The sequence below is a fragment of the Paenibacillus sp. HB172176 genome, from assembly GCF_011947265.1.
Lineage (GTDB): Bacteria > Bacillota > Bacilli > Paenibacillales > Paenibacillaceae > Pristimantibacillus.
The window spans coordinates 117,635-138,088 of record NZ_JAATHD010000008.1 but is presented as its reverse complement, the minus strand read 5'-3'; the positions used below and the strand labels follow the sequence as shown (position 1 = coordinate 138,088).

22 protein-coding genes are annotated in these 20,454 nt (G+C 50.7%); 16 read left to right on the top strand and 6 right to left on the bottom strand.

What is annotated here, in order from left to right:
- Positions 1-55 precede the first annotated feature (55 nt).
- A complete protein-coding gene (locus tag HFP08_RS13080; protein ID WP_168121039.1) occupies positions 56-562 on the top strand; it encodes an SRPBCC family protein in 507 nt (168 codons plus the stop codon).
- Between the two features lie 100 nt (positions 563-662).
- Here the strand turns inward: HFP08_RS13080 and HFP08_RS13075 are convergent, their stop codons facing one another.
- Genes HFP08_RS13075 through mnmL form a run of 4 tightly spaced genes read right to left on the bottom strand, consistent with a single transcriptional unit; the run spans position 663 to position 3,688 of the window.
- Entirely contained in the window at positions 663-1,643 is a 981-nt protein-coding gene (locus HFP08_RS13075; RefSeq protein ID WP_168121038.1) for a type I phosphomannose isomerase catalytic subunit, read from the bottom strand.
- 38 nt (positions 1,644-1,681) lie between these two features.
- Complete coding sequence (locus HFP08_RS13070; protein WP_168121037.1) at positions 1,682-2,077, bottom strand: VOC family protein; 396 nt, start codon at positions 2,075-2,077, stop codon at positions 1,682-1,684.
- Positions 2,078-2,129: 52 nt separating this feature from the next.
- Positions 2,130-2,711: a tRNA 5-(aminomethyl)-2-thiouridylate-methyltransferase MnmM gene (gene mnmM, locus HFP08_RS13065; RefSeq protein WP_168121036.1), complete on the bottom strand. Its 582-nt coding sequence runs from the start codon at positions 2,709-2,711 to the stop codon at positions 2,130-2,132.
- Between the two features lie 5 nt (positions 2,712-2,716).
- Positions 2,717-3,688 carry a tRNA modification radical SAM protein MnmL/YtqA gene (mnmL, locus tag HFP08_RS13060; protein ID WP_168121035.1) on the bottom strand — a complete coding sequence of 324 codons (972 nt, stop codon included), beginning with the start codon at positions 3,686-3,688 and terminating at the stop codon, positions 2,717-2,719.
- Between the two features lie 279 nt (positions 3,689-3,967).
- On the opposite strand from mnmL, the gene HFP08_RS13055 reads away from it, so the two are divergent.
- Entirely contained in the window at positions 3,968-4,177 is a 210-nt protein-coding gene (locus HFP08_RS13055) for a hypothetical protein (protein ID WP_168121034.1), read from the top strand.
- 184 nt (positions 4,178-4,361) lie between these two features.
- Positions 4,362-5,126, top strand: a complete 765-nt coding sequence (gene trmB / locus HFP08_RS13050) for a tRNA (guanosine(46)-N7)-methyltransferase TrmB (protein WP_168121033.1) — start codon at positions 4,362-4,364, stop codon at positions 5,124-5,126.
- A 108-nt stretch (positions 5,127-5,234) separates the two neighbouring features.
- On the opposite strand, the gene HFP08_RS13045 is transcribed toward trmB, so the two are convergent.
- Positions 5,235-5,801, bottom strand: coding sequence for a phosphatase PAP2 family protein (locus HFP08_RS13045; protein WP_168121032.1), 567 nt, complete (start codon positions 5,799-5,801; stop codon positions 5,235-5,237).
- A gap of 242 nt (positions 5,802-6,043) precedes the next feature.
- Here HFP08_RS13045 and HFP08_RS13040 point away from each other — a divergent pair, with 242 nt between their 5' ends.
- The 5 genes from HFP08_RS13040 (at position 6,044) to rplT (ending at position 10,263) form a co-directional block, all read left to right on the top strand.
- The gene (locus tag HFP08_RS13040; protein ID WP_168121031.1) at positions 6,044-7,234 is read left to right on the top strand and encodes a glycosyltransferase family 4 protein; all 1,191 of its coding nucleotides are present in this window, start codon (positions 6,044-6,046) and stop codon (positions 7,232-7,234) included.
- A 387-nt stretch (positions 7,235-7,621) separates the two neighbouring features.
- Entirely contained in the window at positions 7,622-8,860 is a 1,239-nt protein-coding gene (locus HFP08_RS13035; RefSeq protein ID WP_168121144.1) for a glycosyltransferase family 2 protein, read from the top strand.
- Between the two features lie 249 nt (positions 8,861-9,109).
- Entirely contained in the window at positions 9,110-9,625 is a 516-nt protein-coding gene (infC, locus tag HFP08_RS13030; RefSeq protein WP_168121143.1) for a translation initiation factor IF-3, read from the top strand.
- 34 nt (positions 9,626-9,659) lie between these two features.
- Positions 9,660-9,860, top strand: a complete 201-nt coding sequence (gene rpmI, locus HFP08_RS13025) for a 50S ribosomal protein L35 (protein ID WP_168121030.1) — start codon at positions 9,660-9,662, stop codon at positions 9,858-9,860.
- A gap of 43 nt (positions 9,861-9,903) precedes the next feature.
- A complete protein-coding gene (rplT, locus tag HFP08_RS13020) occupies positions 9,904-10,263 on the top strand; it encodes a 50S ribosomal protein L20 (protein WP_168121029.1) in 360 nt (119 codons plus the stop codon).
- A 383-nt stretch (positions 10,264-10,646) separates the two neighbouring features.
- Here rplT and HFP08_RS13015 read toward each other — a convergent pair whose 3' ends face one another.
- Positions 10,647-11,240 (bottom strand): GNAT family N-acetyltransferase, encoded by a 594-nt coding sequence (locus HFP08_RS13015; RefSeq protein ID WP_168121028.1) that lies wholly within the window; start codon positions 11,238-11,240, stop codon positions 10,647-10,649.
- Positions 11,241-11,909: 669 nt separating this feature from the next.
- On the opposite strand from HFP08_RS13015, the gene ilvB reads away from it, so the two are divergent.
- From ilvB to HFP08_RS12975, 8 genes are all read left to right on the top strand, one after another.
- Positions 11,910-13,613 (top strand): biosynthetic-type acetolactate synthase large subunit, encoded by a 1,704-nt coding sequence (ilvB, locus tag HFP08_RS13010; RefSeq protein WP_168121142.1) that lies wholly within the window; start codon positions 11,910-11,912, stop codon positions 13,611-13,613.
- A complete protein-coding gene (gene ilvN, locus HFP08_RS13005) occupies positions 13,610-14,098 on the top strand; it encodes an acetolactate synthase small subunit (protein WP_168121027.1) in 489 nt (162 codons plus the stop codon). Before ilvB ends, ilvN begins: the two co-directional genes overlap by 4 nt.
- Positions 14,099-14,295: 197 nt before the next feature.
- Positions 14,296-15,288 carry a ketol-acid reductoisomerase gene (gene ilvC / locus HFP08_RS13000; RefSeq protein WP_168121026.1) on the top strand — a complete coding sequence of 331 codons (993 nt, stop codon included), beginning with the start codon at positions 14,296-14,298 and terminating at the stop codon, positions 15,286-15,288.
- Positions 15,289-15,474: 186 nt separating this feature from the next.
- Positions 15,475-16,557: a 3-isopropylmalate dehydrogenase gene (leuB, locus tag HFP08_RS12995; RefSeq protein WP_168121025.1), complete on the top strand. Its 1,083-nt coding sequence runs from the start codon at positions 15,475-15,477 to the stop codon at positions 16,555-16,557.
- Positions 16,558-16,694: 137 nt separating this feature from the next.
- Positions 16,695-17,243: a peroxiredoxin gene (locus tag HFP08_RS12990; RefSeq protein WP_168121024.1), complete on the top strand. Its 549-nt coding sequence runs from the start codon at positions 16,695-16,697 to the stop codon at positions 17,241-17,243.
- A gap of 234 nt (positions 17,244-17,477) precedes the next feature.
- Positions 17,478-17,894 carry a hypothetical protein gene (locus HFP08_RS12985; RefSeq protein WP_168121023.1) on the top strand — a complete coding sequence of 139 codons (417 nt, stop codon included), beginning with the start codon at positions 17,478-17,480 and terminating at the stop codon, positions 17,892-17,894.
- Positions 17,895-17,989: 95 nt separating this feature from the next.
- The gene (gene sigI, locus HFP08_RS12980; protein ID WP_240941355.1) at positions 17,990-18,826 is read left to right on the top strand and encodes an RNA polymerase sigma factor SigI; all 837 of its coding nucleotides are present in this window, start codon (positions 17,990-17,992) and stop codon (positions 18,824-18,826) included.
- On the top strand, positions 18,823-20,355 hold the full coding sequence (locus HFP08_RS12975) for an anti-sigma-I factor RsgI family protein (RefSeq protein WP_168121022.1): 1,533 nt from the start codon (positions 18,823-18,825) through the stop codon (positions 20,353-20,355). Before sigI ends, HFP08_RS12975 begins: the two co-directional genes overlap by 4 nt.
- Positions 20,356-20,454: the final 99 nt, after the last annotated feature.

Genomic DNA, 20,454 nt, shown 5'->3' with positions numbered 1-20,454 from the left:
AACGCTCCGCATGATGCTATGATAGAGAGATCCCTATGAGATGAGGAGGATTCCTATGTTGGCTGTAGTGGAACAGACGAATACCGGTTATACCGCAACGATGAAACGAGATTTCAAGCATTCCGCCGAAGAGGTATGGGCGATGTTGACGGTCAATGACAAGCTGTCGCGGTGGTTTCCCGAGCTTCGCGCCATGGAGCTGAAGCAGGGCGGGACAATGCGTTTCCAGATGCAGGACGGCACCTCCATGAACATGGATATCGTCGATTATGCGGAGGGCTCCCTGCTGGAATTCACTTGGGATAAGGATCTGGTGAGATTCGAGTTATATGGAAGAGAAGCGGGCTGTCATCTGATATTCGTCGAGAAGCTTGACAAGATTACCGATCATACGCCGAAGGATTTGGCCGGTTGGCATGTATGTCTGGATGTGATTGGAACGCTGCTGGACGGCGGGCAACTGGAATCCAGAGAGAAGGAGTGGCGGATGTGGTTTCAACGCTACACGCAGTTCTTCTACAGCATGCAAAACGAACCCGGAGCAAATTCAAAATCCTCTTAGCAAATCAAATATAAAGGCTGCGCATCTTCCGATTGCCGGAATGATGCGCAGCCTTCTCTGTTTTCATGAAGCAACCCGGCTGTTCGCCGGAGGATGCGGGTTACGCAGTTGGGGAAGGAATGACGCTCCGAAGAACGGTCATGCTTCCGTCTAATTCATACGCGCCGAGCGTCGCAGGCAGGAGGAAGCATTCTCCTGCTTTCACAGTCTGGCTGCCACCCTCCCAGTTCAAGCTTCCTTCGCCTTCCGCGATAACCAGAATGACGCAGCTATCCGTTGCTGTAGACAGCTTCAAGCTTCCTTCGACAACGCCCTTTTCAACGATAAAATACGGAGAGGAGGCGATCGTCAGCCATTCGCCAGGCTTCACGCCATCGGTCTTCATGCGGGCCGCTCCTGCGCCTTCGTATGCGATGACATTCAAGGAATCCTCGATATGCAGCTCGCGCAGCTTGCCGTCCAGTCCGGGACGGTTATAATCGAACAGCCGATACGTTGTATCCGAATTTTGTTGAATTTCGGCTACCAATACGCCGGAGCAAAGCGCATGAACGGTGCCGGCGGGGATGTAGAAGGCGTCGCCTGCTTCAACGGGAACCTCCTGCATCGTATCCATGACCCTGCCTTCGCGAATCGCCTCTTCCATGGCGCCGCGGTCGATGCCGTCCTTCAAGCCGTAGATGATCTTCGCGCCGGGCTTTGCGTCAAGCACATACCACATTTCTGTCTTGCCAAGCTCTCCTGGAGGCAAGCCTTCATAGCTGTCCGTAGGATGCACTTGAATGGACAGATCGTCGTTGCAATCGAGCAGCTTGATCAGCAGCGGGAATCGTCCGTTCTCCTTATAACCGTTCTCGCCGAACCATTCTTTGCCGAATCCCTCGCGGATTTCATCGAGTCCCTTCCCTGACAGGGGGCCGTTCATCACGGACGTAATGCCGTTCGGATGATCGCCGATCATCCAGCCTTCGCCGATCACGCCAGGGGGCAGCTCCAGTCCGAATTGCTCGAGCGCGCGTCCTCCCCAGATTCTTTCTTTCATTTCCGCTTTGAACTGCAATGGATAAGGCTTGATTGTCATCGCGTTTCTCTCCCATTCTATCTGTTTTTTGAATGAAGCTATTTTTTGTTGCCGGGTTGGAACAGCTCCAGAAGCTCGCCGTCGGGTCCGTATAGGAAGAAATATCTTGCGCCGTTAGGCAAAGTTGTAATCTCCGTATCCCTCAGCGGAACTCCAAGCGATTGGATTCGCTCGAATTCGGCTTCGATATCATCCACCGTGAACGCAGCATGATGTACCTTCCCCTCCGCGGGAAGATTGCCGTTGTAATTCTCAATCAGTTCAATTTCCGTTTCCGTGCTGCCCGGGAAGGACAGGAAGGCGAGCTTGATCACGCCGTTCGTATGAGGAAGCGTGTAGGTATGCTCCATGCCGAGCACCTCTGTGTAGAAGGCGATCGACCTTTCCAGTTCGGTTACCATAATGCCCAGATGCTCAATTTTGCTTACGGCCATCATTCATTCTCCTCTCCAATTTTGAAAAAAATAATGGTTTGTTCGCGCTCCGTCATCCTCGCTTCTCGATCGCGATGAGATACGGCGCGGTTGTTCGCTGCAATTGCCGATACATCACGACCTGCCCTCTGTCCGAGGGCAGCGCTGCCGCCCATGCCTCAACGGCGGCGGCCTCCGAATCGCCGCCCGCATGTCCGGGATAGAGCGCGCAGGTGACGATGCCCCCGGCTCGCAGAAGCGTCAACGCCGCTTCCAGCGCCTGAATCGAAGAGGCCGGCTTCGTCATAATGGATGCATCGCCTCCCGGAAGGTAGCCGAGATTGAACATGACGGCGGCTATTCTCCCGAACAGCGCGTCATCCAACGCTTCCACCATAAGGGCATGATCGCGCAGCAGCAGATAAAGCTGCGGATGCTTGTCCGGCTCCAACTGCCGGTCCAGTCTGGCTTTTGTCTGCTCCAACGCCTCCTGCTGGACATCGAAGGCGTAGATCGTTCCCTTCGCGCCGACAAGCTCGGCAAGCTTCAGCGTATCTACGCCGGTGCCTGCCGTGGCGTCGATGACGGCGTCTCCCGCCGCGACGCGCTCCGCAATCCACTTATGCGCCATGCTCAGCACCGATAAGAATCCCATAGGCCCTAAGCCTCCCCCTGCCAGAGGCGGCCCTGCCAGGTGCGGCGGCGATTAAGCTCATCGTCGATCGCATTCAGCACTTCCCATTTTTTCAGACTCCACATCGGGCCGATCAGAAGATCTCGCGGGGCGTCGCCTGTCAAGCGATGAACAATCATCTCGGGCGGCAGCAGCTCGAGCGAATCGACGATAAGCTTCACGTATTCATCCTGTTCAAGGAAGCGCAGCAACCCAGCCTCATATTGCTTCACCATCGGCGTCTTCCTCATGAGATGAAGCAGGTGAATCTTGATACCCTGCACGTCCATACGCGATACGGCCTTCACCGTCTCAAGCATCATCTCATGCGTCTCTTGCGGCAAGCCGTGGATAATATGCGTGCAGACGCGGATGCCCCGCTTCCGCAGTCTTCTTACAGCATCCTCGTAGCAGGCGGTGTCATGCGCGCGGTTAATCAGCTCGGAGGTGGATTCGTGTACGGTTTGCAGCCCCATCTCAAGCCAGAGATAGGTTCGTTCGTTCAACTCGGCAAGATAGTCAATTACATCGTCGGGCAGGCAATCGGGCCTGGTGGCGATGGATAAGCCGACAACGCCCGGCTGCTGCAGAATGACTTCATAATACTCGCGAAGCTCTTCGACTGGCGCGTAGGTGTTCGTGTAGGCCTGGAAATAGCCGATATATCGCGCCTGCGGCCATTTCGCATGCTGTCTGTCGCGAATCGTGTTGAATTGCGTTACGAGATCATCCCGTCTGCGGCCCGCGAAGTCTCCCGATCCTCTCGCGCTGCAGAACGTGCAGCCCCCCTTGGCGATGGAGCCGTCTCGATTCGGGCAGGTAAAGCCGGCGTCAAGCATGACCTTGAACACCTTTCCGCCGAATTGCTCGCGCATCTCGTAGTTCCATGTATGAAATTTTTTGTCTCCCCAGAGGAGGGGGGTCTTATCTGGCGAAGATGAAGCATTTGGCACAATCATGAATTTCCCTTCTTTCCAAACATTCAACCTTCATTTTATCGAAAATGAAGGTGAAAAGCCATGTTTTCTCGATAAGTCGTTAAGGATTGTTCGGAATCCGGGAAAACTGGAAATCAAATATTAAAATATAAGCTTTGGGCTTGCAATACCTAACATGATGTGTTAAATTAAAAGTGCGACAAATTAATGAATATACCTGACATAGCCTATTTGTAACCGCACACATGAAATGTCGATTAATTGGAAATTCAAACTATCAAATCGATGAGGTGATGTGAGATGAATTTAACAAAGGTTCCGCATGGCGATGAGAAAGTAACCGTTGAGCTGACTGTGAAGGAATTAATGGCGTTGTCGGGGCTGCACTTCTATGCCGGCCATGAGATAAGAATATCCGCGAAGAAGAAGCTGAATTCCGTGCTCGAGGATGCATACAAGCGCGAGGCTTTGAACGATGACGGGCCGATTCCATACGATTTGCTTAACTAGTTCATCAGAGATAAGATGCGAACATAACGAAGCTGCGGTCTGCGGGACTGCGGCTTTTTCTTTGCGTGCAAGAAGCGGGAATCAATCCTGGGCAGTTTGCTCTTTACAATTCGCGGCGAGTTGGGCACAATAAGGACTGATTAGGTTGAAGGACAGTGATCGAAACACGGAGGAGCTATTAAATATGCGTTTAAGAGGAAGAAAAGGAATTCGCGAGAGTCTGGAGGGCCAGCCGGAGCTGGTTGTGCTGGACGCGACGCTGCATCGCGGCAAATGGAGCGCGTTCTTCGGGAACGACAATCCCATCTATGTTGAGCTCGGAATGGGTAAGGGAAGGTTTATCTCGCAGATGAGCGTGCGAAATCCCCATATTAACTTCATCGGCGTCGATATGTACGATGAATTGCTGCGCCGGGCAAGCGAGAAAGCGCGCGATGCCTGGGAAGAGAAGGGCGTGGATTCGCCGCCCAATCTGGCGCTGCTTCGCGCGAATATCGAAGGCATTGAGAGCATGTTCGCGCCCGCGGAGCTGGAGCGTATTTATCTGAACTTCAGCGATCCATGGCCGAAGGCCAAGCATGCCCGCAGAAGATTGACTCACGGGCGATTCTTGACCAAATACAGGGAGATTCTAAACGGCAATGGCGAAATTCACTTCAAGACGGACTCACAGTCCTTGTTTGAATTTTCGCTGAACAGCTTTGCGGACATGGAGCTTGTGATGCGGAATATCTCGCTTCATCTTCATAAGGATGCTCCGCGTGAGGATCTGGTGTTCACCGAATACGAGATGAAGTTCATGGAGCGGGGAGAGAATATTTATCGGGTGGAGGCCGTCATCGGAGAAGAGGCGTTGAGACGGCATCGTGAAGGAAAGCAGAACGCGTCGCGTGAGGAAGAAGCGGAAGCCGATCGGCATGACGCGCAACCGGAGGAAGAGCAAGTCTGAATGCGGTCTCCTCCCTATGGAGAGCCCGTACAGAGGGAAGGAGCGATGCCGAGCAGAGTCGGTTATCGCTCCTTCTTTTTGTAATAGAATGATTATTATTGCTGCACCTTAGAGCGCGGATGGCGCCATCCAGAAAAATTTGACGGCATAGGCCGTTAAAGACCCGACGATCGCGCCCGCGGCGACATCGGAAGGATAATGCAGGCCGAGATACATTCTCGACCATCCAACCGACAAACAAAGAAATACTGCAATCGGAGCCAGCAAAGCCAGCATCATCGCTCCCGAGAGCAAGAGCGGGACGGTCCATGCGAAAATAGCCGTAGTATGTCCGGAAGGGAATGAAGAATCCTGAAGCGGCTTCGGACATGTATTCACTTGCGGGATAGCCTGATAAGGCCGAAGTCTGGAAAATCGACGCTTCACGATGGCGACCGGAATATGGCTGATGATGACCGCGGTCAAACATTGCCAGCCAGCGGTGCTCCATGGAGCGGGAGCCAGCAGTGCGAGCAGCATTGCGCTTAGCAAGGTGAAGGTGGCTCCGCCCATATGCGTTACCGTGCTCAGCCATTTATCGGTCACGCGATGCCATCTGCGGCCCGGCAATCTGCGATTGGCCCAAATCAGCATGCGCTGCTCCCTCGTTCTCATCCATGAGATCATTCGATCCATAATCAATCATCCTTCCCCGTGTTGAAGCCTGAAGTTTTGAATGACTCTCTCTCTTGCCTTCATTGTAACATGGATTTATTGCGGGAGAGTTAACGCAGCAATAAATCCATATTAAACAATCCCTCTTAATGAATGCTTCATAAACGGATAATATCCGGAAAACATATGCCCCCTATGATGAAGCTATCAGCTTCGGAGATCTGCGCGAGAAGCGCGCTCCCGGCGAATCGGAGGCGAAAAAGATGAGAGTAGCGATATTTACGGATACGTACGCGCCGGAGGTCAACGGCGTTGCGAGAACGCTGGGCAGATGGACGGACTATTTGCAGAGTCAAGGCATTGCGTGCAAGGTATTCGCGCCCGAGCCTGCGACATCGGGGCAGAGGACTCCCCAAGCGAGCCCGGTAGAGAGATTTGCGAGCCTTCCCTTCTTTCTGTATCCGGAATGTCGGCTTGCGTTGCCGAGACTTGGACATATTCGCACGGAGCTTCAATTGTTCAAGCCGGATTTTATCCATGTGGCCACTCCTTTCAACCTCGGTCTATGCGGCATTCACTACGCCCGCAAATATCAGATACCGCTTATTGCCTCCTATCACACCAATTTTGATCACTACTTGTCGTTTTACAATCTGCAATGGATGGAAAAGCTGTTATGGAGGTATATGGAATGGTTTCATCGTGATTGCAGGGCAATATTCGTTCCTTCCCGGAATACGTTCAGCGATTTGGCGCTGCGCGGCTGGGACATCGAGCGCCTTGGCATTTGGAGCAGGGGCGTCGATTCAACCATCTTTCACCCGCTTGTGAATCGAAAGGAGCAATTGGAGCAGCACGGGCTCGGGAATTGCCCGTTTTTGGTCAGCTATGCGGGGAGGCTCGCTCCCGAGAAAAATGTCGAGACTGCCCTTGATGCGTTTCGCCGATTCCAGCAATCGACATGTTCGGAGGCTGTGCTGATTATTGCGGGAGACGGTCCTTCGGCTCCGGCTTTGAAGGAGAAATGTCGAAGAGAAGGGATCGATGCGCGGTTTGTCGGCTTTGCGTCTCCGCAGCAATTGCAACGCTGGTATGCTGCTTCCGACGTCATGCTGTTCCCGTCTCCTACGGAGACCTTTGGCAATGTCGTGCTTGAAGCGATGGCATGCGGCACAGCTGTCATTTGCGCGGATCGGGGAGGTGTGCTGGACACGGTGAAGGACGGCTGGAACGGCTATTTGTGCAAGACCGGCAATGCGGAAAGCTTCAGCGCCGCGCTGGAGGATGCGTACAAACATCCGGCAAAGCTGCTTGAGCTTGGACGAAATGCCCATTCGCACAGCTTGGAGCAATCCTGGAGCCGAATTTTCGAGGAGCTCCTTGCGGCTTGCGTTCGTTCTTGTCAGCCTTCCGGCTGGCGCAAGAGCCATACGGATATGCGACAAATTAAATAAAATTAATAGTCGGGGAAGAATGCGGGACGATTGTGCTAAAAATGCAGGATTTGGCTCAGAATAAGAAAGAAGAGAAGCAAAAGGAGGGGAAATGATTCCTTTCCGTTCATACAAGCGTTTTTCCGACGGAATTAAGCGCTATTGAGTCAATTTCTGATTTTGACAAAAGAATGGGTTTCAGAGGAAAATCAGTGAATTGAATCCCGCATAACTAACTAAAAAAATCGGCCGCCTCGCGGGATCTAAGTCAGCGAGAGCAGATGCCGGAAAAGAAAACCGCGCAGCGGGAGGTTTACCGCCAATAGGAATTTATGTTTCGTTTCCTGAAAAAACGTATAAATTCTTATGTGGTTAAAAAGGGTTTCAAAAAGGGGGCATCACCGAATGTTGTTTAGTATTGTGTTTATTATGTTTCAGGTTGTTCTCGCTTCAGTCGCCGTCTATCAATTCGCTTTGTCGATGTTCGGATTCATGAAGAACAAGAGCCGGAAACGTCATGCGCCGCAGAAGTCCTTCGCCGTGCTTGTCGCGGCGCACAATGAAGAGCAGGTTGTCGGGGCGCTGATCGAGAATTTGAAGAGGCTGGATTATCCGAAGGAGCTCTTCGATATCTTCGTCATCTGCGACAATTGCACGGATGGAACGGCATCGATCGCCCGGAGCATGGGCGTTCACGCCTGCGAGAGAACAGATTATCATCTGCGCGGCAAAGGCTACGCTATTGAGTGGATGCTGAAGGAGCTGTGGGGCATGCCGCGCCAGTACGACGCGGTCGTCATGTTCGATGCCGATAATTTGGTGAACACCGATTTCCTGTCGCTGATGAATGACGATCTGTGCGAAGGTCATCAAGTGATTCAAGGGTATCTCGATACGAAAAATCCGGATGATTCGTGGGTTACTGCCGCATACGCGATTACGTATTGGTATTGCAACCGCTTATGGCAGCTCTCGCGCACGAATTTGAAGATGAGCAATTTCCTCGGGGGCACCGGCATGTGCCTCGAGTCCGGTTTGCTGAAGGAGATGGGCTGGGGCGCGACTAGCTTGGTGGAGGATTTGGAGTTCTCGATGCGTTGTATCAAGCGCGGCATTAATCCCATACTGAATTACGACGCGAAGGTGTACGACGAGAAGCCGGTTTCGTTCAGAGCTTCGGCCAGACAAAGGCTGCGCTGGATGCAGGGCCACTTCAACGTGGCGCGCAATTATTTCTTTCCGCTGCTGTGGGCGAGCATCAAGGAGCGCAATCTTGTGAAATTCGACGCCGCTATTTATTCGTTCTCGGTCTACAACACGCTGCTCGGCTTCGTGCTGACCGCGGTGATGTGGGTCGATATGGCGCTGCCGACGGGGGATTCCATTCATTCGCTTTACAGCTATTTGCCCGTTTGGCTGATCGCTGTTGCCGCCGCCGCGACCGTACTGCAATTCCCTGCCGCGCTGATCATCGAGAGAGTGAAATCCTGGAAGATGTACGCGCATTTCCTGACGCTGCCGTTCTTCCTTGTATCTTGGTGGCCGATTACGTTCTACGCTTTCTTCACCCAGAATAACAAGACATGGAGCCATACGCAGCATACGCGAGTGGTTCGGATTGAAGAAGTGCAAAGCAAACAAACCTGATTGCTGTTGACATTGCCTATTTGCATATGGTATAGTCGTTTAGTGTTATGTTTATTAACGCTTAAGAAGAAGCACCCGCTTCTCACCTTTCGGCTTTGCTGACTGGTTTGCGATAATCGAAATGGTATGCTGATCAATCGTATGGATTGACATGAGCAGAATCAATGAGCGGTTATGAGATGCGGGTTCGTGAGAATCCGCATTTTTTTGTGTGTATAAGCAAGTATTCCCATTTGGAGGTGGCACGTTATTAGCAGAGAACATCAAGTCAATGATGAAATCCGGGCCAGAGAGGTTCGTTTGGTCGGCGCGGAAGGCGAGCAAATCGGCATTAAATCCATTCGAGAAGCGTTGCAGCTTGCAATTGACCTCAATCTGGATCTGGTGAACGTTGCGCCGACGGCGAAGCCGCCGGTATGCCGGATTATGGATTACGGCAAATTCCGTTACGAGCAGCAGAAGAAAGAGAAGGAAGCGCGCAAGAATCAGAAGATCGTGGATCTGAAGGAAGTATGGTTCCGCGCCAATATTGAGGAGCATGACTATCAAGTCAAGTACAAGAATGTTGTTAAGTTCTTGAACGAGGGCGATAAAGTCAAAGCATCCGTCCGTTTCCGGGGCCGGGAGATTACCCATGCTTCGATCGGACAGAAAATTCTTGATCGTCTCTCCAAGGAAGTTGCCGAAATATGCAATGTCGAGCGCGCTCCAAAGCTGGAAGGCCGGAGCATGATTATGATTTTGGCACCCAAAAGCAACACCTAGCACTAGCGGATAAACAATAAGGAGGATAACTGAAATGCCAAAGATGAAAACGCACAGCAGTCTGAAAGACCGCTTCAAAATTACCGGTACGGGTAAAGTGAAACGCTACAAAGCTTACAGAAATCATCTGCTTTCGCATAAATCCGGCCGCCAAAAGCGCGTTCTTGCCGGACAGCCGCTTATGGCAGCGGGCGATGTTCGCCGTTTGAAGCAAGGCCTTTCCAACATGAAATAAATCGTAAAGATAAGAATAATCAACCTACAGGAGGTTTCCACTCATGGCAAGAGTCAAAGGCGGCTTTGTCCGCACTCGTCGTCGCAAAAGAATTTTAAAGCTGGCTAAAGGTTATTTCGGTTCGAAACACCGTCTGTTTAAAACGGCAAAGGAGCAAGTAGGCAAATCCTTAATGTACGCTTACCGCGATCGTCGCAACAAGAAGCGCGACATTCGCAGATTATGGATCGTTCGTATTAATGCGGCTGCTCGCATTAACGGCTTGTCCTACAGCAAATTCATGCACGGCCTCAAGCTTGCGGGCGTTGAAGTGAACCGCAAGATGCTGGCTGATCTGGCAGTGAACGATCTGACTTCGTTCAATTCCCTGGCAGGCATCGCCAAACAAAAAATCAACGCGTAGCATCGTCGCATGCCGCGCGCAGCATAAAGCCTCTTCCGAATCCGCGCAGCTTAAGCGGAGCCGGAAGAGGCTTTTTTGCAAGTACAGCGTATACTATTTTGAGTAACGAAAACATGACTTTTTAGGCGATATAAGCTATAAGATGCTTACAAAGCTGCAGGTTGATTATCACGGAAGGATCTCGATAAGCGGCTTTGATGGAGACAGGCGGAGCGCTAACGAAGCCTGATAACGTTAAGACCCTAAAAAGGCATCCTATGCCAAGCTATCGAAGATCTATCGTCTTATTTCATGGTTTCGGGTAGCGAACATGCTCGTTTTGATGAAATAACGATACCCATTTTCGTTAGATACATGCAGGCCTGAGATTCAGGCGTTTAACGTTATGAGTCTTCGTTAGAATCCCAAGGTCGGAGAAAATCAAATTCCATCAAGGAAACTGCAGAGGGCAAGTGTGGGAACGGCGCGGCAAATCCATCTGAGCGTCGCGAAAGGGCGGTTCCCTCGTATCGGAAAAGCTGCTGCGGCCGCGGGACGAGCGGCTTGATTAATTCATAGCATCTTAGCCCGGCGATATAACCCGTTGTCAGATAGCCGAGCTTCGTGTAGAAGCGGAGGCCTCTGTCATTGATGTCATCGACATAAAGCCGGGCGGAGAGGCATTGTTGAGACCTGCCGTAGCTTTCCGCTTTAGCCATTAACGCGCTGCCGTAATGCATGCCGCGATATTGCGGATGCGTCACCAGCATGTCAATAAGCAACTCGCTGCCCCATTTCTCCAGATGCACGAAAGCGACCGGCTTGGACTGCCTGGATTCGGAGACTACATAAGTAACGCCTCTCCTGAAGCGCCTCGGGAGCTCGCTAATCATGTGCGCGTCAAGCGGCCTTGCCGTATGCGACATCGGAATGAGCTCCGTTTGAATGAGGCGAACCATCTCCTTATCGTCAATTCGGGAATTTCTTGCTCGAATCATGTCCAGCATCCCTTTCCGCAGAGATGAACTGTCATCGCCTGCATGAGATTGCCCGAATAGGGCTACACTATTCTATGTTGCAAGAGGGAATATTGCTCTCGCGCTTAAAGCGATTGTCATGATTATGGTTCTTGACGGATGTGAAGTTTGGGAATATAATAATGAAAAGTCGTATCTATTATGTAATCAGCAATGATGAGGACGAAGTGTTAAGGGCCATGTTGCTCAGAGAGCGCTCGGAACAGCTGCAACCGACGCCAATACCCCTTTTCTACGAGCTCACCTCGGAGCTATCCTTCTGAAAAGCAATTCTGTTGCCTATTAGGAAGCATCGCAGGGCAAGCGTTAAAGTGCCAATGGTGGAACGTCGATATGTGCACAGCGTTCTTACCTATGGAGGTTGTACATTGCGAAATGTATAACGAATCTGGGTGGTACCACGGAAGATATACCTTTCGTCCCTGTCAGCTTGCATAAGCTGAGGGATCGAAAGGTTTTTTTGTTTTTTCGGCATTTGAATGGCTGCTAAGCTTGAATGTCCAATTCAAATGTTCCGGAATGAAACTCGCGCGAGTCGCTCTTTCGGCGACAACCGCCGTTTCACCTTGAGAGGAGGAATCTGCAGTGGCAACAACACAAAGTATTGATCTAAAGTCTAAGGAACAATTAATGGAGAAGCTCGCAAAGCCCGAGGTGATTTCCGGCTCGGAGATCTTGCTTCGCAGCTTATTGCTCGAAGATGTTGATTGTGTCTTCGGCTACCCGGGCGGAGCGGTTCTCTATATATATGATGCAATGCATGGCAATCCGGACTTCAATCATGTGCTTACGAGACATGAACAGGGAGCGATTCACGCGGCGGACGGTTATGCCCGCTCGAGCGGCAAGGTAGGCGTATGCATCGCGACATCCGGTCCGGGAGCGACGAACCTGGTTACGGGGATCGCTACGGCCTACATGGATTCGGTTCCGCTGGTGGTCATTACAGGAAACGTTATCTCGACGCTGATCGGCACAGATGCGTTCCAAGAGGCGGATATTACGGGCATCACGATGCCGATTACAAAGCACAGCTACCTGGTGCGGAATGTGGAGGAGCTCCCGCGCATTATTCACGAAGCCTTCCATATCGCGAATACAGGCCGCAAAGGGCCGGTCTTGATCGATATTCCGAAGGATGTGTCGGCGGCGAAAACGTTGTTCAAGCCTGCGACAGCGGTCAATGTTCGCGGCTATAATCCGACAGTAACGCCTAATAAGCTTCAGCTTGACAAACTGGTTCAAGCGATTCGGGATTCGAAGAAGCCGATTATTCTCGCCGGCGGCGGCGTCGTATACTCGGGAGCTCATGAGGAATTGCTTGAATTCGTTACGAAGACGGAAATTCCGATCACGACAACCTTGCTCGGACTCGGAGGCTTCCCAAGCGGCAATGATCTTTGGCTCGGCATGCCGGGCATGCACGGCACATATACGGCGAATAATTCGCTGCAGGGCGCCGACCTGCTCATTAATATCGGCGCGAGGTTCGATGATCGCGTAACCGGGAAGCTGGCTGGATTCGCGCCTCATGCCAAGATCGTGCATATCGACATCGATCCGGCAGAGATTGGCAAGAATGTGCCGACAGACATTCCGATCGTCGGCGATGTGAAGACCGTGCTTCAGCTTGTGAACAAGATTGCGGTAAGAGCGGATAAGGCTGACGAGTGGAGAGCGAGTCTGCAAGAATCGAAAGCGCGATACCCATTCACGTATATCGATTCCGAGACGGAGCTGAAGCCGCAATGGGTCATTGAGATGATTCATGATACAACGAACGGCGATGCTGTCGTAACGACCGATGTCGGTCAGCATCAGATGTGGGCGGCGCAATATTATAAATTCAACAAACCGCGTTCGTGGGTAACTTCGGGCGGACTCGGAACAATGGGCTTTGGTTTCCCGTCCGCAATCGGCGCGCAAATGGCCAATCCCGATCGCGTAGTCGTATCGATTAATGGCGACGGCGGCATGCAGATGTGCGCGCAGGAGCTTGCGATATGCGCAATCAACAATATTCCGGTCAAGGTTGCGATTATTAACAATCAGGTGCTCGGCATGGTTAGACAATGGCAGGAGCTTATTCATGAGAATCGCTTCAGTCACATCGATCTGGCGGGAAGTCCGGATTTCGTAAAGCTGGCCGAAGCCTACGGCGTAAGAGGCTTCCGCGCGACGAACAAGGAAGAGGCTCGTACGGCATGGGAGGAAGCGCTGAAGCATCCGGGACCCGCAGTCGTCGAATTCGTGGTAAGACGCGACGAGAATGTCTATCCGATGGTTGCTCAGGGCAGCACTATCGATCAAATGATCATGGGGGATGCAGAATGAAGAAGCATACGATTTCCGTGCTGGTGAATGATCAGCCAGGCGTTCTGCAGCGTGTATCAGGTCTGTTCGGGCGCCGCGGCTTCAATATTGAAAGCATTACGGTAGGAACCAGCGAAGAGCAAGGTTTGTCCCGTATGGTTATCGTCACTTCCGGCGATGACCATACGCTTGAACAAATTACGAAGCAATTGTACAAGCTTATCGATGTTATTAAGGTTGTGGATATCAGCTCGAATCCAATGGTCGCCCGCGAGCTCGCGCTAATCAAGGTGCAAGCGGAGCCGGCTTCCCGTCCCGAGATTCTGGGCGTTGTGGAAACCTTCCGCGCCGCCGTTGTCGATATCGGCACGCATTCGTTGATTGTTCAAGTTGTCGGCGATACGGAGAAGATTGACGCAATGGCCGAGCTTCTTAAGCCTTACGGTATCCGCGAGCTTTCACGCACCGGCGTTACGGCGCTTAATCGCGGCAACGTGAAGCAATAGCGATAGATTGGAATTGACGAATCCATAGGATAAAATCCCGTCTTTGAGCGGGAGTTTAAGAGGGGAATGCCGCCAATAGTTCGTTTTCAAATAGTCCGTTCATGATCAAAAGTGGATTTTTTGAACAACCTCTGGCAAGCCGTTCTCCGCTTAAACACCCGCTCAAATGGGTTAACTTAAAGGAGGCAATAATAATCATGGCAGTTACATTGTATTATGAGAAAGACGCTGAACAAGGCGTTCTGCAAGGCAAAACAATCGCAGTAATCGGTTATGGAAGCCAAGGACATGCGCAAGCGCAAAACCTTCGCGACAGCGGACTCAAGGTTGTCATCGGTCTTCGCGAAGGCAAATCGGCTGACGTAGCAAGAAAAGACGGCTTCGAGGTTTTGACAGTTGCGGAAGCGACAAAAGTGGCAGACGTCGTACAAATCTTGCTTCCGGACGAGACGCAAGCGAAAGTATACAAGGAAGAAATCGAGCCAAACCTGAAGCAAGGCGCGGCGCTTATGTTCTCGCACGGCTTTAACATCCACTACGGACAAATCGTGCCTAGCGCGGACAAGGACGTATTCCTGGTTGCTCCGAAATCGCCAGGACATATGGTTCGTCGCACGTATCAAGAAGGCTTCGGCGTGCCGGGCTTGATCGCTATCCATCAAGACGCTACCGGCAATGCGAAAGCAATCGGTCTCGCTTATGCGAAGGGCATCGGCTGCACACGCGCCGGCGTTATCGAAACAAGCTTCAAAGAAGAAACAGAAACGGATCTGTTCGGCGAACAAGCCGTGCTGTGCGGCGGCGCATCCGCGCTTGTTAAAGCGGGCTTCGAAACATTGGTTGAAGCTGGCTATGCACCTGAAATGGCTTATTTCGAGTGCTTGCATGAGCTTAAGCTGATCGTTGACCTGATGTATGAAGGCGGACTTGCGACAATGCGCGACTCCATCTCCAACACGGCCGAATACGGCGACTATGTAACGGGACCTCGTATCGTTACCGACGAGACGAAGAAGGAAATGAAGAAGGTGTTGGAGGATATTCAATCCGGCCGTTTCGCACGCGACTTCATTCTTGAGAATCAATCCGGCCGCGCTATGCTTACGGCTACTCGCCGCAACGAAGCCGCTCATCCTATTGAGCAAACAGGCAAGCAACTGCGCGAGCTGATGCACTGGATCAAGAAGTAATTCAGCTTTTGTCCTGATCATGGATGGCAATTGTCTCTGCGGAGACAATTGCCATTTCTTCATTCTTCAATAATAATAGTATAGTTGAAACCTATAAAGCTCATAGATTTTATATCTTTGTGTTAGCGTCAGATTTATGGTACAAATGATAATAGACTGAGAATGATAATGAGGAGTGTTAAGAAGATGACAGCGGAAGTGAAAAAAATCGCAGTCCTCGGCGGCGACGGTATCGGCCCTGAGGTTGTTGGAGAAGCTCTAAAGGTACTTAAGAAAACCGAGGAGTTATTCGGTTATCAGTTCGAAACCGAAAGCGGCCTGTTCGGCGGAATCGCCATCGACGAAAAGGGAACTCCTTTGCCGCAGGAAACGCTGGAGCTGTGCAAAAACGCGGACGCGGTGTTGCTCGGAGCTGTCGGCGGTCCGAAATGGGACAATAATTCGAAGGAGCTTCGACCTGAGACAGGCCTGCTGGGCATCCGCAAGGCGCTTGGACTTTTCTCCAATATTCGCCCGGCTACCGTGTTCGACTGCTTGAAGGAAGCTTCCACGCTTAAGCCTGAAGTTCTGGAAGGCACGGACTTAATCGTCGTACGCGAGCTGACCGGAGGCATTTACTTCGGCGAGAAATTCCGTCGTGAGGGCGCGCAAGGCGAGGAAGCGGTGGATACTTGCGTCTATAACGTGCAAGAGGTTGAACGCATCGTGCGCCAAGCCTTCGATATCGCGATGACTCGCGGCAAGCGTCTTGCTTCCGTGGACAAAGCGAATGTACTCGAGACTTCCCGCTTATGGCGCGAGGTTGTGAACCGCGTTGCTGTCGAATATCCGGAGGTTGAGCTGGAGCATGTGCTCGTTGATAATTGCGCGATGCAATTGCTCCGCCGTCCGTCCTCCTTCGATGTGATCGTTACCGAGAATATGTTCGGCGATATTCTGAGCGATGAAGCCGCCATGCTGACAGGTTCGATCGGCATGCTGTCCTCAGCATCGCTTGGCGAAGGAAGCTTCGGCTTGTACGAGCCGGTTCATGGCTCTGCGCCCGACATCGCCGGTCAAGGCATCTCCAATCCAATTGCTACGATTCTTTCCGTAGCTCTTATGTTCCGTTTGACCTTCGGCTATCATGAAGCGGCGGCTTCCATCGAAGCGGCTGTCAAGGAAGTGCTCGATGCGGGACATCGCACCGGAGATATCGCCGTAGACAAGAGCAAGGCGATTGGCACAACCGCAATGGGCGATTTAATTATTAATGCGATGAAGAAGTAGTTTATAATTATTATCATTAAATATTTATTATTAAATTGACTTTAGTATTAAGTGATGATACTATTTACTAGTAAGTCACAAGGACAAAGTGACAATTCATCATATTTCAATCGATGGAATGAAGGAGGAAATTCATTATGGCAGAACGTTTGGTAGGTCGTCCGGCTCCAGCTTTCTCGATGGATACCGCGACAGGTGACGGAAAGGGTTTCGGAAAGGCATCTCTTTCCGATTATAAAGGCAAATGGTTGGTATTGTTCTTCTATCCGCTGGACTTCACTTTTGTATGTCCGACTGAAATTACGGCGCTTAGCCTGGCCGCGGATCAGTTCAAGGATTTGAATACAGAGATTCTTGGCGTCAGCATTGACAGCATGCACAGCCACCGCGCATGGATCAACACGCCGGTTAACGATAACGGGCTTGGTCAATTGAACTTCCCTCTTGCGGCGGATATTACGAAGAGCGTTGCAAGCGATTATGGCGTTCTGATCGAAGAAGAAGGAATCGCGCTTCGCGGTCTGTTCATCATCGATCCGGAAGGCGAAGTGAAATATCAAGTGGTTAACCACAATGATGTTGGCCGCAGCGTTGAAGAGACGCTTCGCGTGCTTCAAGCGCTTCAGTCCGGCGGACTTTGCCCGATTAACTGGAAGCCAGGTCAAAGTCATCTTGTAGCGAAATAAGCTGGTTTACAGTTTTCATCCGGCAATGAGAAGGACAAGCTCTCCCTTTTATGGGCGGGTTTGTCTTTTTTATGCTTTTTTCGACAAAATTCGTTTTAAGCATAAGCTAACATTTATTCCAAGCAGGAATTTGGTCTTGGCATAGCGAATAGATTTAATGTAACCCGCCAAAGGACGGCGCAGCCGTTTCACCTTGGATATGCCACTATGGTCATAGGACAGGAGGTTATCGCGATGAGCTTTTGTTGTGGAGCGAGCATGATTGGAACGAAGGGGACGTTAAAGCATTATCGGACAAATATCCACAATGTTCCAATTACGTTTTGTCCCGTATGCCACAGCGTGAATATTCATTATTTGGCTCAGAGCGAATATGATATTCTGGCTGATTATGCACATGGAGACGGGGCGACAGAGGTTGATTTCGAGGATTACGTCGATCAAGATGAGCTCGCGTTAATTGAGAATTGTGTGAATCATGAGAATGAAGATCCGATGGAAGTTGTGGGATGTCAGATTGATATGGCGCTTGATTTGCTCAGCTTTGCCAAGCAAATAGGGGATAAGGAATGGCAGCTGGTACTCAAGAAACGTCTTCAAATCTTGAACAGCAGACGAAATAAGCTGATTGGTCGCCGATCATCCGTTTAACGTTTATATAAGCCTCCCTTGCGGGGGCTTTCTTTTTTTACCATTAAAATATTTTAATATACACCCCTTCAATCTCGAAGGATACATACGAATTTATGAGTAGTGAGGTGGAACAGTTGCTGCTGATCCTATTCAAACGATTTCTGCACAAACCAGGTCCCGCTGAGAAACGCTCAAGGGAAGCTGAGTTGGGACCTGAGCAGATGATTTCCCGCATTAGACAAGGCGACGATGAACTGCGAGAGCAGCTGATTGCCAAGTATTATCCATATATCGCAAAACAAACAAGCAAATTTTGCAAACGGTACATAGAGCCGGGAATTGATGATGAATTCAGTATTGCGCTGCTGGCATTTAACGAAGCGATCGACGGCTTCGATGAAGGGGCTGGCGCATCATTCCTGGGATTTTCCAAAACCGTGATGCAACGTAGGCTTATTGATCATGTCCGAAAAGAACAAAGGCATCTGCAAGCCGTGCCTTACAGCTCCTTCGACTCTGAAACGGATGATCAATCCGAATACAATATTCTGGAGACGAAGCAAGCTCTCGAAGCGCATGAGCTCGAGAAAACGGATTATGAACGACGAATGGAAATTGGAGAGCTCAGCAGAGAATTAAGTCGATACGAAATTACATTCGCCGAGCTGGTCGAGCACTCCCCAAAGCACTCGGACTCGAGGCAGATGCTTATTTCCATCGCGCAAGAGCTTGCCGGGAGCGTAGATTTGATGGAACAAGTGAAACAGAAGAAGAGACTGCCGATCAAGGAACTGATGGAAGCCTGCGGCGTTTCCCGTAAAACGTTGGAACGAAATCGCAAATATATTATTTCGATTGCGGTAATTCTATCCGGAACCTATCCGTTCATGAATGATTATTTGCGGATTGATCGCAAGGTTTCCGCGAATGTAAGGGAGGTGAGCAAATGAAGCGCGGAATTGTAATGAGCATACAAGAGAATCATGCAGTAGTTATGACGTCTGACGGTCAATTCCTGAAGGCGCCGCTAAGCGGTGCGGCCCAGATTGGCGAAGAGCTGCTGTTCGAAGAGGAGCAGCGACCTCAGCTGCGCTATCATAAACTCTCCTACCGTTACGCCAGTATTGCGGCCATTGTCATGATCATGCTTATAGGCTGTTTGTTGTACGCCTTCAATAGAGGCAATCCGGTGGTGGCTTATGTGACTCTCGATATCAATCCAAGCGTCGAAATCGCCGTTGACAGCTCCGAACGCGTTGTTGAGCTTAGAGGATTGAATGATGACGGGCTAAAGCTGATTCAAGACATGACGTATAAGGGGAAGCGTGTAGAAACGGTTACAACCGACTTGTTCGAAGCCGCAAGAGAAGCGCATTACATGGAGACGCCGAACCGGGATATCGTCATTACGAGATTGATGCTGGAGAGCAGCGCGCCCGACTTTGACAATCTGCTGACCGAAAATCTGAATCAGTATCTTAAGGAGTGGCTGAGCGGACATGCTTCTTCTGCGAGCAATATTACGATTACAAGCTTGTCCGTTCCGGAGGAGCTGCGCGCGGAAGCTGACGCCTATGGCATTTCTTCCGGGAAGATGGCTGTCTATCTCATGGCCAAAAGCGAGGGCTACGGCATTACGCTCGATCAGCTTAAGGAACAATCCATCGATACCGTAACGGAAAGCATCGGCGGTGTTCAAACCTTGATCGAGCAATCGGATGATTCGGATATCAAACAAAAGCTTCAGAAGCTGCTGGAGCAAGAGAAGAAGGAGAAGGAAGCCAAGGAGGCGCAAAAAGAAAAGGATCAGGAGAAGGACGGCCAGACAAATGCTTCGCAAAATCCTGGCAAAGCATCGGGCAAGCCAACTCAACCGGCGACCGCGTCGCCGACGATTCGTCCGACGGACAAGCACGGTACTGCTCCAAGTTTAAAGCCAGGCATCACACCTGGAGCTTCGTTAAAGCCAAGTAAAAAGCCTGAAGGCAACGGCAAAGGGAATGACAATGGCCGCGGCGATGATGATCGGCAATGGCAATTTGGCGGAAATTCTGAAGACTTTTTGGAGCAATGGCAGTCCTACGCCAAGGATTGGGAACAAAATAAAGAAAGCATGGAACAAGAGCTGCAGCAAAAAATAAAAGAAAAGCTTGAAGAAGCTCGAAATCAATGGAAGCAATACAACGAGCAAAGAAAGGATGAGAATCAGAAGGCGGACGAAAAGGAAGAGGATTATAAAGGCAATAAAGGAAACATAAACAATGGCAGCAATAAGAGCAATGATGATAAAAGCAATAATAATAAATCGAATGAGTCAAGGAAGCCGGATCAAGCGCGATGGGATGACGAAGACAGTCAGAGATATCCGTGGAAAGCGAATACCGGCAGCGATGATCGATCTCGAAAAAAGGAGGACGACTCGGGGAGAAACGACTCCGGAAGCCGGGGAAACTGGCCGAACTCCTTTAATCGGTCATGAAATTAGTGCTCCTCTTCCCAAACGGCAAATATCAGGCGCAACCTTTCAAATTTCGACAGGATTTCCGATTGACAGAATTTACAATTGAAAACTATGATT

What these genes read in the sequence shown, in the direction of transcription:
- HFP08_RS13080 (WP_168121039.1), top strand. Translation starts at nt 56, where the DNA reads ATGTTGGCTGTAGTGGAACAGACGAATACCGGTTATACCGCAACGATG.
- HFP08_RS13075 (WP_168121038.1), bottom strand. Translation starts at nt 1,643, where the DNA reads ATGACAATCAAGCCTTATCCATTGCAGTTCAAAGCGGAAATGAAAGAA.
- HFP08_RS13070 (WP_168121037.1), bottom strand. Translation starts at nt 2,077, where the DNA reads ATGGCCGTAAGCAAAATTGAGCATCTGGGCATTATGGTAACCGAACTG.
- mnmM (WP_168121036.1), bottom strand. Translation starts at nt 2,711, where the DNA reads ATGGGATTCTTATCGGTGCTGAGCATGGCGCATAAGTGGATTGCGGAG.
- mnmL (WP_168121035.1), bottom strand. Translation starts at nt 3,688, where the DNA reads ATGATTGTGCCAAATGCTTCATCTTCGCCAGATAAGACCCCCCTCCTC.
- HFP08_RS13055 (WP_168121034.1), top strand. Translation starts at nt 3,968, where the DNA reads ATGAATTTAACAAAGGTTCCGCATGGCGATGAGAAAGTAACCGTTGAG.
- trmB (WP_168121033.1), top strand. Translation starts at nt 4,362, where the DNA reads ATGCGTTTAAGAGGAAGAAAAGGAATTCGCGAGAGTCTGGAGGGCCAG.
- HFP08_RS13045 (WP_168121032.1), bottom strand. Translation starts at nt 5,801, where the DNA reads ATGGATCGAATGATCTCATGGATGAGAACGAGGGAGCAGCGCATGCTG.
- HFP08_RS13040 (WP_168121031.1), top strand. Translation starts at nt 6,044, where the DNA reads ATGAGAGTAGCGATATTTACGGATACGTACGCGCCGGAGGTCAACGGC.
- rpmI (WP_168121030.1), top strand. Translation starts at nt 9,660, where the DNA reads ATGCCAAAGATGAAAACGCACAGCAGTCTGAAAGACCGCTTCAAAATT.
- rplT (WP_168121029.1), top strand. Translation starts at nt 9,904, where the DNA reads ATGGCAAGAGTCAAAGGCGGCTTTGTCCGCACTCGTCGTCGCAAAAGA.
- HFP08_RS13015 (WP_168121028.1), bottom strand. Translation starts at nt 11,240, where the DNA reads ATGATTCGAGCAAGAAATTCCCGAATTGACGATAAGGAGATGGTTCGC.
- ilvB (WP_168121142.1), top strand. Translation starts at nt 11,910, where the DNA reads ATGGAGAAGCTCGCAAAGCCCGAGGTGATTTCCGGCTCGGAGATCTTG.
- ilvN (WP_168121027.1), top strand. Translation starts at nt 13,610, where the DNA reads ATGAAGAAGCATACGATTTCCGTGCTGGTGAATGATCAGCCAGGCGTT.
- ilvC (WP_168121026.1), top strand. Translation starts at nt 14,296, where the DNA reads ATGGCAGTTACATTGTATTATGAGAAAGACGCTGAACAAGGCGTTCTG.
- leuB (WP_168121025.1), top strand. Translation starts at nt 15,475, where the DNA reads ATGACAGCGGAAGTGAAAAAAATCGCAGTCCTCGGCGGCGACGGTATC.
- HFP08_RS12990 (WP_168121024.1), top strand. Translation starts at nt 16,695, where the DNA reads ATGGCAGAACGTTTGGTAGGTCGTCCGGCTCCAGCTTTCTCGATGGAT.
- HFP08_RS12985 (WP_168121023.1), top strand. Translation starts at nt 17,478, where the DNA reads ATGAGCTTTTGTTGTGGAGCGAGCATGATTGGAACGAAGGGGACGTTA.
- sigI (WP_240941355.1), top strand. Translation starts at nt 17,990, where the DNA reads ATGAGTAGTGAGGTGGAACAGTTGCTGCTGATCCTATTCAAACGATTT.
- HFP08_RS12975 (WP_168121022.1), top strand. Translation starts at nt 18,823, where the DNA reads ATGAAGCGCGGAATTGTAATGAGCATACAAGAGAATCATGCAGTAGTT.